10 protein-coding genes and 1 pseudogene are annotated in these 14,645 nt (G+C 72.4%); 3 read left to right on the top strand and 8 right to left on the bottom strand.

The features are described 5' to 3' along the window. Window positions 1–10 precede the first annotated feature (10 nt). Window positions 11–313 carry a hypothetical protein gene (locus AB0D85_RS26080; RefSeq protein ID WP_362324659.1) on the top strand — a complete coding sequence of 101 codons (303 nt, stop codon included), beginning with the start codon at window positions 11–13 and terminating at the stop codon, window positions 311–313. 31 nt (window positions 314–344) lie between these two features. On the opposite strand, the gene AB0D85_RS26075 is transcribed toward AB0D85_RS26080, so the two are convergent. The 6 genes and pseudogenes from AB0D85_RS26075 to AB0D85_RS26050 form a co-directional block, all read right to left on the bottom strand. Beyond that, complete coding sequence (locus AB0D85_RS26075) at window positions 345–1,064, bottom strand: G1 family glutamic endopeptidase (protein ID WP_362324656.1); 720 nt, start codon at window positions 1,062–1,064, stop codon at window positions 345–347. Between the two features lie 82 nt (window positions 1,065–1,146). Beyond that, entirely contained in the window at window positions 1,147–1,755 is a 609-nt protein-coding gene (locus tag AB0D85_RS26070; RefSeq protein WP_362324653.1) for a DUF3566 domain-containing protein, read from the bottom strand. A 111-nt stretch (window positions 1,756–1,866) separates the two neighbouring features. Further along, window positions 1,867–3,273 carry an FAD-dependent oxidoreductase gene (locus tag AB0D85_RS26065; protein ID WP_362324650.1) on the bottom strand — a complete coding sequence of 469 codons (1,407 nt, stop codon included), beginning with the start codon at window positions 3,271–3,273 and terminating at the stop codon, window positions 1,867–1,869. Window positions 3,274–3,282: 9 nt separating this feature from the next. After that, entirely contained in the window at window positions 3,283–3,939 is a 657-nt protein-coding gene (locus AB0D85_RS26060; RefSeq protein ID WP_362324647.1) for a rhomboid-like protein, read from the bottom strand. A gap of 74 nt (window positions 3,940–4,013) precedes the next feature. Beyond that, window positions 4,014–5,239, bottom strand: a pseudogene (locus AB0D85_RS26055) (MFS transporter). Between the two features lie 56 nt (window positions 5,240–5,295). Beyond that, window positions 5,296–6,279 carry a zinc-binding dehydrogenase gene (locus AB0D85_RS26050; protein WP_362324644.1) on the bottom strand — a complete coding sequence of 328 codons (984 nt, stop codon included), beginning with the start codon at window positions 6,277–6,279 and terminating at the stop codon, window positions 5,296–5,298. A 169-nt stretch (window positions 6,280–6,448) separates the two neighbouring features. Here AB0D85_RS26050 and AB0D85_RS26045 point away from each other — a divergent pair, with 169 nt between their 5' ends. Further along, window positions 6,449–7,135, top strand: coding sequence for a pentapeptide repeat-containing protein (locus AB0D85_RS26045; RefSeq protein ID WP_362324641.1), 687 nt, complete (start codon window positions 6,449–6,451; stop codon window positions 7,133–7,135). Between the two features lie 111 nt (window positions 7,136–7,246). On the opposite strand, the gene AB0D85_RS26040 is transcribed toward AB0D85_RS26045, so the two are convergent. Then, window positions 7,247–12,478 (bottom strand): hypothetical protein, encoded by a 5,232-nt coding sequence (locus tag AB0D85_RS26040; protein WP_362324638.1) that lies wholly within the window; start codon window positions 12,476–12,478, stop codon window positions 7,247–7,249. A 130-nt stretch (window positions 12,479–12,608) separates the two neighbouring features. Next, window positions 12,609–13,109: a hypothetical protein gene (locus AB0D85_RS26035; protein WP_362324635.1), complete on the bottom strand. Its 501-nt coding sequence runs from the start codon at window positions 13,107–13,109 to the stop codon at window positions 12,609–12,611. Window positions 13,110–13,188: 79 nt separating this feature from the next. Here AB0D85_RS26035 and AB0D85_RS26030 point away from each other — a divergent pair, with 79 nt between their 5' ends. Then, entirely contained in the window at window positions 13,189–14,589 is a 1,401-nt protein-coding gene (locus AB0D85_RS26030) for a M1 family metallopeptidase (RefSeq protein ID WP_362324632.1), read from the top strand. The last annotated feature ends 56 nt before the right edge of the window (window positions 14,590–14,645 follow it).

Raw genomic sequence — 14,645 nt, 5'->3', positions numbered from 1 at the left:
GTGGGACGACATGACGGCGAAGGCCGTCTCGGGCCTGCGCGCCATGATCGACGTCGACGACGCCGACCCGGAGCTGCTGGAGACAATCGGCGAACTCGCCGTCACCAGCGAGCGGTTCGGCACTCTGTGGACCCGCCGCGAGGTCCGCCGCCGCGACACCGGCCTCACCCGGCTGAACCATCCGCTCGTCGGTGAACTCGACCTGCGCTACGAGAAGATGGTGCGCCCACAAGCCCGTCAGCTGATCGTCGTCTACTACGCCGACCAGGGCTCGACCAGCGCCGAGCGCCTGGCACTTCTCGGCAGCCTCTGATCAGCAGCCTCTGAATCAACGTGGTGCGGTGCTAGTCGGCCCTGGCCCAGGTGGTGCTGAAGTCGGTGCCGTCGCTGCTCAGCGCGCTGACGGTGTCCTTGTTCTGGCCCGCTCCGTTGACCATGACGACCTGGGCCGGGTTGGCGGCGGAGATCGGGAGGTAGTTGAATCGCGCCTGCTGGACGGAGACGGTGCCGAAGTTCGCCAGTGGCTGGATGCAGCCGCTGTCGCAGGGGGGCAGCCCGACGACGACCTCGGCGGAGGTGCTCGGCGTGCCCGGCAGCGACTGGACCATGACCTCCGACCAGTCCGCGGTCTCGTCGAAGATGGCCACGTCGTAAGTGCTGTTGCCGTCGTAGAGGACGAACGCCGCCATCGTGTCGCCGGGGGTGACGGTGTCGCTGAAGGAGTGCCTCGTGTCCGGGTAGTACTGGTACCAGCCGTAGTACACCGGGGTGCCGCCCGAGCAGTCGGCCTCGGTGCCGATCTGCTCGACCGTGCTGCTGTTGTAGCCGTTCAGGCCGACCCAGACGCTGGAGTACTGGGTCCCGGAGGTGCAGGTGACCGCCGGCTGCACCCAGGTGGCGTCGGCTCTGCGGTAGTTGCCGACGGCCGCGTATCCGGACCAGTTGGCGGTTTTCACCGTGGCGAGGGCGGCGGCGCTGTGCAGGTTGCCGGTTCCGTCGAGCGCGTCGGCCGGGCCGGCGGCGAGGACGAGGGAGGCGAGGGAGATGCACATGCGTCGTAACAAGGTGTGCTCCTAGGGAGGTTCGCAGGGCCCGGCAGCAGTCTGCTCCTGCCCGTTCGAACCTCTCCGGGAACTCCCTGGCGCTTCAGGGCTGCTCGCGGCGGTGGTCGGCGTCGGTGGGGGGTCGGGGAGAGCCGGTCGGCAGGAAGGTCTGCAGGCGCCGGCGGGCACGGGTCTGTAGCCGGGTCATGAGCTGGAGGGCCCGGGCGGCCGGGGGTGCGTCGGTGACGTCGTCGGTCAGGGCCACTTCGACGCCGCCGCCGAACCGCGCGGTGTAGTTGTACATGAAGCTGCACAGGCATGCCAGGGCGGTGCCCAGGAGGACCTCCAGCATGATGACCACGGTGGCGATGACCAGCGTCTCCGACGGCGACGGCCACTCGCCCGGGGCCACGATGGCCAGCAGCACCGACGTGGCGAGCACGGCGCCGAGGACGCACACCCCCAGGCCTCCCAGGAAGAGGGTGCTCATGACCGTGACCGACCAGGGGTTGGTCTCGGCTATGCGCATGCGGGTGGGGCGGCGCGGCGGGGCGTGCGGGAGGGTGTGGCCGCGGGAGGGTGCCGGCTGCCGCGGCTCGGGTTCGGGTGTCGTCGGGGTGGGCGCCGTCGGTGCCGTCACGAGGCGGGACGCGATCCTCGGCGCCCGCTTGCGGGCCGTGCTGCGGGTCCTGCTGTGCTTGGTTCGGGTCATGTCCACTCCCTTCCACTCCCCGACTGGTCTATACCTACGACGTTATGTGCAGGGGTGGGGCCGCGCATCCGCAAGGCCGGTGCACGCAGTGGAGCAGGGGGTCGTCCGACGTCAGTGCCGTCCGGCCACCCGGTCCGCGATGCGGGCCAGTCGGGATGACTCGGTGCCCGGGTGGAGGCGTTCGCGCTGGTCGGCGGCGCGGTAGGTGGCGTACATGCCCTGGACGCCGAGCCAGCGGAAGGGTTCCGGTTCCCACTTGCGGACCTTGTGGCCGACCCAGGGGAGCTCGGTCAGGTCGGTGCGGCCGGCCTGGCCGGAGTCCAGCTGGACGAGGTCCTTGAGGGTGCGGGCGGCCAGGTTGGTGGTGGCGACCCCGGAGCCGACGTAGCCGCCCGCCCAGCCGAGCCCCGTCGACCGGTCGAGGGTGACGGTCGCGCACCAGTCGCGCGGCACGCCGAGCACCCCGGACCAGGCGTGTTCGATGCCGACGCCGGCGAGGGCCGGGAAGAAGCGGACGAGGATCTCCCGCAGCGCGTCGATGGTCGCCTGCTGCGTCCGGCCGTCGTTGTCCGTGCGCGACCCGAAGCGGTACGGCACCCCGCGCCCGCCGAGCGCGATCCGGCCGTCGGCCGTGCGCTGGGCGTACATGTAGGCGTGTGCCATGTCGCCGAGGGTCTCCCGGCCCTCCCAGCCCACCGCCCGCCACTGTTCCTCGGTCAGCGGCTCGGTGGCGATCATCGAGGAGTTCATCGGCAGCCAGGTGCGCTTCTGGCCCTTGAGGTTCGCGGTGAAGCCCTCGGTGCAGCGCAGGATGTAGGGGGCGCGGACGGTGCCGTAGGGGGTGACCGCGTGCTGGGGGCGGATCTCGGTCACGGGGGTGGACTCGTGGATGTCCACGCCGAGCGCCTCGACGGTCGCGACCAGGCCCTTCAGCAGCTTCACCGGGTGCAGGCGGGCGCCGTGCGGGGTCCAGGTCGAGCCCACCGCGTCGGCGACGCGGATCCGCTCCCGGGTCTCCCCGGCGCCGTAGAGTTCGCGGTCCTTCTCGCCGTACGACAGCTCGTGCTCGTGGAAGGCCTTGAGGCGGGCCAACTGGGCCGGGGTGGTGGCCACTTCCAGTACCCCGCCCTTGTGCAGGTCGGCGTCGACGCCCTCGGCCTTCGTGACCGCGACGACCTCGTCGACGGTGTCGTTCATGGCCTTCTGCAGGCGTACGGCGGCCTCGTGGCCGTGCAGCGCGGCGTACCGGTCGCGGCCGGCGATGCCGTTGTAGAGCCAGCCGCCGTTGCGGCCGGAGGCGCCGTAGCCGCAGAACTTCTGTTCCAGGAGGGTGACTCGGAGGAAGGGGGCGGCCTTCTTCAGGTAGTACGCGGTCCACAGGCCGGTGTAGCCACCGCCCACGATCACCACGTCGGCCGAGGTGTCACCGGCGAGTGGTTCCCGGACCGCCGGGAGGCCGTCGTTCGCGTACCAGAAGGAGATGCCGCCGTTGACGACACTGCTTGCCGAGCTGCTCATGGCCGGACGTTAACCCTTGAGGGCGGCCAGTGTCTCCTTCGGATTCCATGCTTTTCCGCGGCCTCTGACCAGTGGATAGCAGGCGAGGCCGATCCACACGGAGACGAAATGTCCCAGGTCGGTGAAGGTGGGCGTCTCGGTCAGGGGAAGGCCGTAGACCAGCAGGACGACGGCGATGTAGGGGTACCGCCAGGGTGTCGCGATCCGGTACGCGAGCACCCCGATCACCCCGGCCAGCGCGTAACTGACCCCGATGTCGAGGGTGTTGACCGCGGCGGGCGGGGCGATGCCGTCGTGGATGCCCTTCAGCAGCGCGCCCTCGCTGATCAGGGTCGCCAGCACGTGCGCGGCCGCGCACACCGTCAGCCAGCGGTCCGTACCCAGCCAGCGTTCGGCCGGCGCGTGGAAGACGGTGTAGAGGAAGGCGTACGGCACCCAGTGCCCGCCGTCGATCCACATCGCGCTCGCGATCAGCACCCGCACGGGGTTGTCCGAGAGTTCGTGGATGTTGGTGGAGCGCTGGCGCAGGAACTGCTGTTCGAAATCCGGTGACATGCGGTGCAGCGCGACGGTGGTCACGAAGAGAATCGCCAGCCAGACGTAGGTGCCGGGGGCGCTGCGGACGTACGCCCACGCCGTGCTGCCTAGGCCCCGGAAAAATCCCATGAGGCGATTCATGCACGGCAGGAACGTCCCATGGGTGAGTGACATTCCGGATGAGGTGATCGCCCGTCGGCCGCTCAGCCGACCGGTTCCGGTACCGGGGTCCCGGCCGGGACGTCCTGCTTCGGGGGCTTCGCCGTCACCAGGAGGCCCGCGACCAGAGCGGCCAGCAGCATCACGCCGACCGCCCACCAGATGGCGACCGTGTAGCCGTGCACGACGGCCTGCGGGACGACGGCTGCCTTCTGGGCGGGGCCGTGGAGGTGGGCGGTGAGGTAGGCGGCGCTGCTGGTGGTGGCGATGGTGTTGAGCAGGGCCGTACCGATGGAACCGCCGACCTGCTGGGAGGTGTTGACGGTGGCGGAGGTGACGCCGGAGTCCTGCGGGGCGACACCGGCGGTCGCGGTGGCGAACACCGGCATGAAGGTCAGGCCCAGGCCGAGGCCCATCAGCAGCAGGCCGCACGCGGCGAGCAGCATGCCGGGGACCATGAGCATGCGCGGGGCGACCCGGTGCAGCAGGCGCGCGGATATCTGGGTGGAGCCGGTGATGATCTGGAGGTAGTAGGTCAGGAAGAGGAACAGCCCGAACATGGCGACGGTCGCGAGGGCCATCGTCAGGAAGCTGCCCGCGCGGTTGCGGTCCTTGACGATGTGCAGGGGCAGGAGGGGGCTGGGGGCGCGGTTCTGCCAGCGGACGAACGCGGCGAGCAGGACGGCACCGGCCGCGAACAGGCCGAGGACGAGCGGGTCGCTCCAGCCGCGGGGCTGGGCCTCGCTGAAGCCGTAGACGATCGCGACGAGTCCGCCGCAGCCGAGTAGGGCGCCGCCGTGGCCCGGACGGTCGTGCAGCAGGGCGGAGGCGCCGAAGACGGCCACGACGGCGATGGACACGTTGACGTAGAGGCACCAGCGCCAGTCCAGGTACTCGGTGAGCAGTCCGCCGACGATGAACCCGATCGCCGAGCCGCTGCCCGCGAGGGCGCCGTAGATGCCGAAGGCCTTGCCGCGTTCCCTGGGGTCGGAGGTCGTCGTCAGCAGGCTGAGCGCGGAAGGGGCGAGCAGCGCGGCGAAGACGCCCTGGCGGCCGACCAGGTCGGCGATCCGGCCGCCGAGCAGGAGCAGTCCGCCGAAGGCGAGGGTGTGCGTTGGGCGGAGGGGAGGGCGATGTTCACGATCGTCGCGTCGAGGACGACCATCAGCTGGGCGAGCGCGATGACCACCAGACCCCACCAGCGGCGGGGATCGGCTCCGCCGGTGCCGGCGGACACACCGGGGGAGTCATCCGCTCGGGCGCGGCTCACCTGCCCAGAAGACCATGGATCGGGGTGGGTCGCATCCTGGGGTGTGCTGTTCCTGGTCATGGTTCGAGAACGACCTTTCCGGTTGTCGCCCGGTTCTCCAGGGCGCGGTGTGCGGTTGCCGCCTCGGCCAGCGGGAAGCGCGTCACGGCGGGCCGCAGCCGGCCGTGGGCGGCCTCGGCGAGGGCGCGGAGTTCGAGGGTGCGCAGCGGGTCGGGGCCGCCGGTCCGGCTGAGCATCGCGGGGCCGAGGACGGACTCCGAGAGCCCGTCGACGAAGTGGCCCCGGCCGTTTCCGGTCCCCTCCGCCGACCAGCCGAAGACAAGGTGCCGTCCGCCCTCGCCGAGCAGGGCGACGGCCTCCCGGGCGACCTCGCCGCCGACGCCGTCGAGGACGACGGTGACGGGCCCGCCGGGCCCGGAGCGGTCGCGGACCCGGGTGGGCCAGCCGGGGTCGCTGTAGTCGAGGGCGAGGTCGGCGCCGTTGGCCCGGACCTGTTCGGTCTTCCCGGGGCCGCCCGCGAGGCCGATCACGGTCGCGCCCGCGTGTTTGGCGTACTGCACGAGCAGGGTGCCGATGCCTCCGGCGGCCGCGGGGACGAGGACCACCGACTCCGGGCCCAGGTCGACGAACTGCAGGATTCCCAGGGCCGTACGCCCCGTCCCGATCATGGCGACGGCCTCGGGAAAGCCGAGGTTCTCCGGGATCTCGTGCAGCCGTTCGACCTCGGTGACCGCCAGCTCGGCGTAGCCTCCCGGCGCGAAGCCGAGGTGGGCGACCACGCGCCGGCCGAGCCACAGCCCGTCGACGCCGTCGCCGAGCGCCTCGACGACCCCGGCGACCTCGCGCCCGGGGATCGTCGGCAGGACGGTCGGCCGGGGCGCCGGACTCTGGTGGCCGGACCGCAGCCTGGTGTCGATCAGATGGACACCGGCCGCGGCGACGGCGATCCGCACCTGCCCCGGGCCCGGCACCGGGTCCTCGGCCTTCTCGTGACTGAGGTTCTCGGCAGGCCCGAAGGCGTGCAGAACGATGGCGTGCATGGGGCTCCCCCTGGGTGCTGCCGGACGACCTGACGGACCGACTCTTCGACCTCAAGCACGCTTGAGGTCAAGGACGGGCCTTCGGCTCGCTCCTCCCTCCTACGACGGATCCGGTCGGCCGGAATGTGACATCGCCGCGGTTGTCAGTGGCGGCCTGCAAGATGGGGGCATGGCGAGGACAGCGGCCGGCGGGTCCGGCGGAGGCAAGGTGAAGGGCGCGCGGCGGCCGGAGGTGCGGCTGCCCCCGCTGGAGCCCTGGAGCGAGGGCGAGCTGGAGCCGGACGGGGACTACGACGGGCTGGAGTTCCGGGAGGCGGACTTCGTCGGGCAGGACGGAGCGGGCGCGCGCTTCATGGACTGCGCGCTGACGGGCTGCGCCTTCGACGAGACGGGACTGCGGCACGCGCGCGTACTGGACTCGGTCCTCACCGGCATAAGAGGCGTCGGCACGAATCTCGCCGAGGCCACCCTGCGCGACGTCGAGCTGATCGACGCCCGTCTCGGCGGCACCCAGCTGCACGGCTCCGTCCTGGAGCGCGTGGTGATCCGCGGCGGCAAGATCGACTACCTGAACCTGCGCAAGGCGAAGCTCAGAGACGTGGTCTTCGAGGGCTGCGTCCTCGTGGAGCCGGACTTCGGCGGCGCGGTCCTGGAGCGGGTGGAATTCACCGGCTGCACCCTGAAGGCGGCGGACTTCAACGGGGTGACGATGAAGGACGTCGACCTGCGGGGCGCCGCGGCACTGGAGATCGAGACAGGCGTGGACCGGCTCGCGGGCGCGGTGATCAGCATGTCCCAACTACTGGACCTGGCACCGATGCTGGCGGCACAGCTGGGCATCCGCGTGGAGGGATAGCGCCCCGCAGGGGCGCGGGGCTGTGTTGATATGCGGCTACCGCCGCGTGGGCGCGACCAGCCCCCACCGACCCGCAGCCGCGACTTGGCCGAAGCACACAGCCCCCGGCGCTCACGCCGGAGGCGGAGGCGCCGCAGTCTTCCTCAGTCCCAGCTGGTCGTCCGGATCCTGGAGCAGCGTCGGCTGGGCGGCCAGCATCCGCCGGACCACCGGCTCCGGCATGCGGATCACCACCGGCCGCGGCAGGGTGAGCTCCCGTACGGCCATGCCGCCCCGGCGGCCCCGCACCCGGTCGGCCACCCTCGCCACCACCCGCACATCCAGCGTGAACTGCACCAGGACCGACGAGAGCTTGGGCTTGTGCAGCGGCATCGAGCCGGAGGAGTTCGCCGCCATGTCGGCCGCGCCGCCCGCCCCGCCCGCGTTGCCCATCAACTGGTTGAGGCGGAACTCGTCGGCGTTGAGCAGACCCGCGCCCGCCAGCCCGCGCGCCGACCTGCCGTGGTCGGCGGAGCTCAGGCCGTCCGTCTGGGTGGGCCGGGGCGCGTCCAGGTGGCTCTGCCCCACCGTCTCGAAGGTCATTTTGTCGCCGACGCCCAGCACCCGCCCGTCCCGCAGCCGCGCGTGCAGGGACGCCCGCAGGTCCTGGCCCGCCACCCCGGTGGCGTGCACCGGCGGCAGCTCCGCCCCGGCGGAGGTCAGCAGCGGCAGCGCCGCGGTCAGCCACTCGGTGGAGACGGCCTCGTGCAGGGTGTACGCGGCCGTCTGGCCCTTGGCCCGGAAGCGGTCGCCGCCGCCCGCCTCCCGGACCGCGGAGTTCACCAGCTCCCGCACCTGCGGGGCCCCCTGGAAGCCGTTCACCTGCGCCTCCATCGGCAGCCGCACACCGCCGGAGCGCCAGCCGCCGAGCGCGGCCGGGCTGTCGCCCTGCGGGCCGGCCGCCGCCGCCACCGGGGCGGGGCGCGGCGCGGTCAGCCGGCCGAGGGCGGCGAGGTCCTTGTCCAGCACGCGGTGCGTCAGCGACTGCCGGCCCAGCGAGACCAACGCCACCCGGCGGTCGCCCCGGTGCAGTTCGAGGGTCGCCTCGATCGGCACCCGCATCTTCGAGGACTTCGCGGTCTTCGCCTCCGCCACCGTCTTCATGCCGAGCTGGCCGCGGCCGGCCGTGCCGGTGCGCCGCGAACCGCCCGAACCGACGCCGAGTCCCGCCGCGCCGCCCATGCTCTTCAGCTGCCCGGCCCCGCCCTCCGGTTTGCCGGAGCCCGCGAAGATCCCCTCCACGCCGGTCGTCACGCTCTCGTCGTGGGCGGCGGCCTGCTGGGCGACGGCCGCGGTGATGTACTCCATGTCCCGGCCGTCGTCCGCCGCACCGTCGTAGCCGCCGTCGCCCAGGCGGTTGACCTTGAACACCGCCCAGTACGGGGTCTTCCGGCCGTCGAACAGCTCGACGGTGACGCCGCCGTCCATGGCGCCGGACAGCAGCCCCGCGCTGCCGTCGCGGTCCAGGACCCGCAGCAGCCGCTGCACGTTGTCGTTGCGGTCCGCCAGCTGCTGCCGGGGCAGCAGGTCCTCGGCGAGGCTCTGCTGTCCGCTCTCCGCGAGGCGGGTCCGCAGCCGGGCCAGCAGCGGTACGAAGTTCGGCAGGTTCTCGATCATGCCGAAGCCGAAGGGCAGGCCGCGGTCGAAGGAGGGGCCGGTGCGCGGCGGCGCGGAGGTGGAGGACCCGGCGGTGTCCGTGGCCCGGGATCCGGCCGTGTCCGTGGCCCGCGCCTTCGCCCGGGCCTCGCGCTCGGCGCCCGTCCGGGAGCTCTCGGCCGGCGGCTGCCCTGTCACCGAACTCCCGTCCCGCTGCTTCCCCGCCGTCGAACTCCCGTCCCTCTTCTGCCCGGGCGGTGACATCAGCGCCGGCTCGGGGTCCAGCTTCAGCTGCCTGCGGATGTGCGCCGGCAACTGCGCCTCCGTCAGCCACACCGCCGCCTCGGCCGGCAGGGTGCGGGCGGCCGTCGCCACGTAGGGGCCGCCGCCGGTGACCTTGACCTCGGCGACCATGGTGACGAGCAGATCGCACTGGACCAGGTAGAGCGGCGCCTTCTTCGGGGTGTGGGCGTTGCGCTCGACCGTGCCGGACAGGGCCGCGGACCGGGTGTCGCCCGTGCCGCTGGTGCGGTTCGCGGAGAGGCCCTGGCCCACCCGCCACTCGGCGCCGTTCTCCGATCCGGTGGCGCCGACCTGCACCGTGCTGGTGCTGCTCCGCCCCTCCTGGCCGGCGGCCTGGTGCCCGCCGAGCACGAACGTCTCCGTGCCGGGACCCGCGCCCTTGTGCAGGAACTTCGGGTTGGTCAGCGTGAGCCGGGTGCCCACGGCCCCGTTGAGCGCGGCGAGCCGGCGCGGATAGCGCAGGTTCTTCACCACCCACCCGGAGGACGCGGCCTGCCGCAGCGAGGCCGTGATGGCCTGCGGGCCGAACCGCTCCTCGATCGCCAGCCGCGGGGCGAGCCCCTCCGTCTGCAGCGCGGGATCCTCGCGTACGCCCTTGTTGCGGGCGGCGGCCCGGGACAGCAGCTGGAAGGCGAGGTCGCGGACGGGCCGGCCGTCGCCGACCGTCTCCACCAGCTGCCAGTCCCGCAGCGCCTGCCCGACGGACGGCCGGGGCACGAGCGTGGCCAGATCGCCGATGCCCTCGGCGGTGACGGCGTGCTCGGGGCGCGGGGCCTGTGCCCGCCGCCGGTCGCCCACCGCGTCCTGGCGCCGCTTGCCCTCCTCGTCGAGGGTGAACTCCGTCGGGGTGACCAGCCGTACGTCCTGCTCGTCCAGCCGCAGTCCCGCCAGCGGGGTGGCCTCCGGGGCGTCCTGGCCCGGGGAGCCGGGGGTGAGGGCGCGGCCCAGCTTGCGCTGCCGGGAGGTCATGGTGACGTCGACGTCGAGGCGCAGGGCTGCCCCGAAGGTGGCGGCCTTCTCGGAGCCGTTGGTGAGGATGTCCGTGCGGGTGGTGGGGCCGGCCTGGTTGCGGCGGGTGCCGGCGCGGTGCTTCTCGTAGCGGGCCGAGCCGGTCAGGATGCCGGGGACGATCCTGGCCTGGCCGAGGACCAGGCCGCCGATCGAACGTGAACTGCCGCGTCCGCTCTGTGCGTTGCTGGTGACACCGGAGTGGCTGCGCACCAGCCAGTTGTCGGTGTCGCCGAGGTAGCCGGTCTCGCGGAGCTGTCCTCGGACCCGGATCTGCACGTCGTGCGCGTGCAGCGTGGTCTTGCGGCGCAGCCGCACCCGGATGCCGGTCGAGGTCAACTGGTCCTTGTTGACCCGCAGGTTGGTCTCGGACAGGGCGGCCATCAGCTCGCGGTGGTTGCGCCGCTGGAGGGCGGCCTCCTCCTTGCTCGGGGCCGAGGACACCGCGTCCGTACCGAAGGAGGGCAGATAGCCGGCCAGCCGGGGATCGGTCGCGAACAGTTCCTGGACGGCCTTCACCATGGGGGCGGTGTCGAGCTGGCTGAGGGTGACGCTGGAGCCCATGGCGCCGAAGGGGAGGTGCCGTTCGACGTCTGTCTCGTTCCCGTCCTCGTCGGTCTGCTTGGGCTTCTCGATGAACTCCTTGGCCTTGACGCCCGGTGGCAGCGGCAGCCCGAGCGACTGCGCCTCGTCGGCGCGCAGGCTCATCCACACCTGCATCGAGTGCCGGGCGACCCGGGTCCCGGGGCGCAGGATCATCTCGGCCGAGCGCGGGCCCGTGCCCTCCGCGGTGAACTGGACGCTCGCGAGGTAGAGCACCTTGTCGCCGCGTACCTCCGCGCCCTGGCGGCTGGACACGGTCTGCTCGGCCACGGTGAACCGCGCCTTGCGGGCCGCCGCGACCGGCATGGCCGTGGCCCGGACGACGGCCGCGGTCCCGGAGACTCCGACACCGATGGCCGGGCCCAGGCCGCCGGTGACGGCGCGGCCCTTGCCGGCGCTCTCGGTGACCGTGTGCTGGGTCTGCTGATGGGTGCGCAGCTGGGTCCCGCCGGTGCCCCAGGCGGGTGACATACCGGTGATCACGGCCTGCATACGGTAACTGCCCACGCTGCTGCCGTCCTTGGACGACAGGTCCTCGCCGGTCACGCCGTCGCGCAGCAGCCGGGGCATGTCCTCCAGGACGGTCGCGGTGGAGGTCGCCTCGTAGAGCCGGGCGCGGCCGGGCGCGCCGGGTGCGGTGAGCGAGGGGTGCAGGACGGAGGCGACCGTGTCGAAGAGCCCGCCGCCGCCCTGGTGCGGGGCGGCGGTGTCGGTCACCGCGACCGGGGCCATGGAGTCGGCGAGCGAGACACGGCGGGCGGTGTCCGCCTGGACGGCGGCCGGGGCGGCGGGCGCCCGGGTGCCGCCCGGCACCAGGTGTTCGGTGGGCACGCGCTGGGTGAGGGCGCCCGAACCGTGGAAGGTCTGCGCGTGCGCGGCGCCCTGCCGCTTGATCCGTACGCCGTAGCGCACCTTGCGCGGCGCCTCGACCGAGCCCTTGTCGCTGCGCAGCACCCGCGGTTCGGCCACGTTGCGCTGGCTGCGGGACTCCCGCGAGGACTGCCAGGGCTGCGCGCCCGCCATGCCGGCGCCGCCCAGCCACAGCCCCGGTACGACGGGCGCGAGCCCGAAGGCCATCCCGCCCAGGCCCTTGCTCGACCCGCCGCTCGCGGTCGTCGCGACGGTCGCGGCGGTGTTGTGCTGGACGTCGACCTTGGTGTCCTTGCCCTCGGCCTCGTCCACCGCGGCGAACGGCGCTCCGTCCGGGTCCGGGACGGTGTTGTCGATCAGGTCCTTGGGGTGGAAGACCGGCGGCCTGTCGTCGGGGGCGCGGGAGATGGTGACGGTGACGTCGAACCACTCCTTGCCGTTCTTGCCCTGGACCGCGAAGGCGCGGCCCTGTCCGTAGTACGACTCGGGGCGGCCGGCCAGGTCGGCGGCGATGTCGGCGACCGTGCCGTCGCCGTGGCCGACCACGGCGGCCACGGCGTTGCGGACGAACTCCTGCCCGGTCAGCCCGTACGCCGTGGACAGCCCGGCCGCCCGGAAGTCCATCAGGTACGGCGGCAGCACGAGTCCCGGCCCGGCGTGTTCCTCGGTGACGGCGGCCGGCGGCGCCAACGGCCGGCGCCGTGCCGCCGACGGCCGTGCGACGCCCTTCCCCTTCCCGGGGGAGCTGTTCAGCAGCGCCTGCGTGGTGGCCGCGTTCCCCGCCTTCCCCTGGAGGGCGAGCATCGCGTGCTCCATGGGGCCGACGGGCCTTCCCGAGCCGAGGGGTTTGGCGTTGACCGGCGTCCTGGAGGCCTCCGAAGAGGCGTCTTTTCCGCTGTCGCCTGCCTGTCGCTGCGTCCGCACGGAGTCAACGTATGCACCGCCGAGACGCGCGGACCGCCTTCCGCCGACTCCCGCCCCACTTGTCACTCCCGCCTAGGCGGAAGGTCAACTTCCGTACACCGGGGGGTCGTTCAGCGGTTCGGGAGGCCGGTCAGGAGACCCGCGGGAAGCGGGACTGCAGTGTCCAGATCGCCGGGTTGTCCGCCAGGTCCTCGTGCATGTCGGTGAGGTCGGCGATCAGGTCGTGCAGGAAGTCCCGCGCCTCCCGGCGCAGCTCGGTGTGGGAGAAGGTGAGGGGCGGTTCCTCGGCCGGCATCCAGTCCGCCTCGATGTCCACCCAGCCGAAGCGGCGCTCGAAGAGCATGCGGTCCGTGGACTCGGTGAAGTCGAGTTCCGCGTGCTGGGGGCGGGCGGCCCGGGACCCCGCCGGGTCGCGGTCGATCCGCTCCGCGATGTCGCACAGCGCCCATGCGAAGTCCAGCACCGGCACCCATCCCCAGGCTGTGGACAGTTCCCGGTCCGCCTTGGTGTCCGCGAGGTAGACGTCCCCGCAGAACAGGTCGTGGCGCAGCGTGTGGACGTCCACACGCCGGTAGTCGGTCTGGGGCGGGTCCGGGAAGCGGTTGGAGAGGGCGTAGCCGATGTCGAGCACGTAGCCGATGGTGTCATGGCCGGAACCACCCGCCTCATCGACCTGTGGGAACCGCCCCCGCCTCATTAGGATCGATCGCGTGTCCAGACGTGCACGCGTTTTCTCCGTCGCCGCAGGCGCGCTCGCGCTGTCCCTCACCCTCGCGCTCACCGCGCGCGGTGGAGTCCACGGCACCCCCGGTGGCGCGGGCCTCCACGACCCGTACTTCCCGAAGGCGGGCAACGGCGGCTACGACGTGGGCCACTACGGCCTCACCCTCGCCTACGACCCAGGCACCCGCCACCTCACCGGCACCGCCGTCATCACCGCCCGCGCCACCCAGAACCTGACCGCCTTCGACCTCGACCTCAAGGGGCTGGACGTCGACACGGTCACCGTCGGGGGCAAGGCCGCCCGCTGGAACCGCGCCGGCCAGGAGCTGACGATCCGCCCGCACGACGACCTGAAGAAGGGCGAGACCTTCGCCACCACCGTGCGCTACTCGGGCAGCCCGGAGACGATCACCGATCCCGACGGCTCCAAGGAGGGCTGGCTGCGCACCGCCGACGGCGCGCTGGCCCTCGGCGAACCCGTCGGCTCCATGGCCTGGTTCCCCGACAACGATCTTCCCTCCGACAAGGCGTCGTACGACATCACGGTCACCGTCCCCAAGGGCCTCCAGGCCGTCTCCAACGGCGAGTTGAAGAGCGAGACGACCGACGGCGACCGGACCGCCTTCGTCTGGCACAGCGCGGAGCCGATGGCGAGCTACCTCGCCACGGTCGCCATCGGCCACTTCACGATCACCCGGTCCACGACCTCCGACGGTCTGCCGGTGTACGTCGCCGTGGACCCGACGCAGGCCGCCGCGAGCAAGAGCGTGCTCGCGAGGATCCCCGAGATCATCGCGTGGGAGCAGCGCAACTTCGGCCCCTACCCCTTCTCCTCCACCGGCGCGATCGTCGACCGGCCGGGCGACGCCGGGTACGCCCTGGAGACCCAGAACCGGCCCGTCTTCCCCGGTGCTCCAGAACTCCACACCCTCGTCCACGAACTCGCCCACCAGTGGTACGGCGACTCCGTCACCCCGAAGAACTGGCGGGACATGTGGCTCAACGAGGGCTTCGCGACCTACGCCGGGTGGCTGTGGCAGGAGGACCACGGCGGCCGGACCGTCCAGCAGATCTTCGACGAGGTCTACGCCACCCCCACGGACGACGCCACGCTCTGGGGGTTCGCACCGGCCGAGCCGCCGAGCGCCGAGTACATCTCGGGGCCGCCCGTCTACGAACGGGGCGCGATGGTCCTGCAGAAGATCCGCCAGAAGGTCGGCGACGACCGGTTCCACGACATCCTCCGGGGCTGGGCCGCCGCCCACCGCCATGGCAACGCGGACACCGCCGAGTTCACCGCGTACGTCGAGAAGACGGCCCCCGGCAAGGACTTCTCCGCCATCTGGAAGGACTGGCTGTACGGGGACGGCAAACCCGCGCATCCGTAGGACCGGTCAGCCGCCGGGGGTGCACCGGAGCCCCGGTCGTCGTGTTCTGTGACGCC

This window comes from Streptomyces sp. NPDC048277 (assembly GCF_040652235.1).
GTDB lineage: Bacteria > Actinomycetota > Actinomycetes > Streptomycetales > Streptomycetaceae > Streptomyces.
Note: the sequence above shows the minus strand (reverse complement) of the source record. Positions and strands in the feature narration are given on the sequence as shown.

Excerpts from the sequence above, each read along its gene's own strand:
- AB0D85_RS26065 (WP_362324650.1), bottom strand. The coding sequence starts at position 3,273 with ATGAGCAGCTCGGCAAGCAGTGTCGTCAACGGCGGCATCTCCTTCTGG.
- AB0D85_RS26060 (WP_362324647.1), bottom strand. The coding sequence starts at position 3,939 with ATGGGATTTTTCCGGGGCCTAGGCAGCACGGCGTGGGCGTACGTCCGC.
- AB0D85_RS26045 (WP_362324641.1), top strand. The coding sequence starts at position 6,449 with ATGGCGAGGACAGCGGCCGGCGGGTCCGGCGGAGGCAAGGTGAAGGGC.
- AB0D85_RS26070 (WP_362324653.1), bottom strand. The coding sequence starts at position 1,755 with ATGACCCGAACCAAGCACAGCAGGACCCGCAGCACGGCCCGCAAGCGG.
- AB0D85_RS26050 (WP_362324644.1), bottom strand. The coding sequence starts at position 6,279 with ATGCACGCCATCGTTCTGCACGCCTTCGGGCCTGCCGAGAACCTCAGT.
- AB0D85_RS26080 (WP_362324659.1), top strand. The coding sequence starts at position 11 with ATGACGGCGAAGGCCGTCTCGGGCCTGCGCGCCATGATCGACGTCGAC.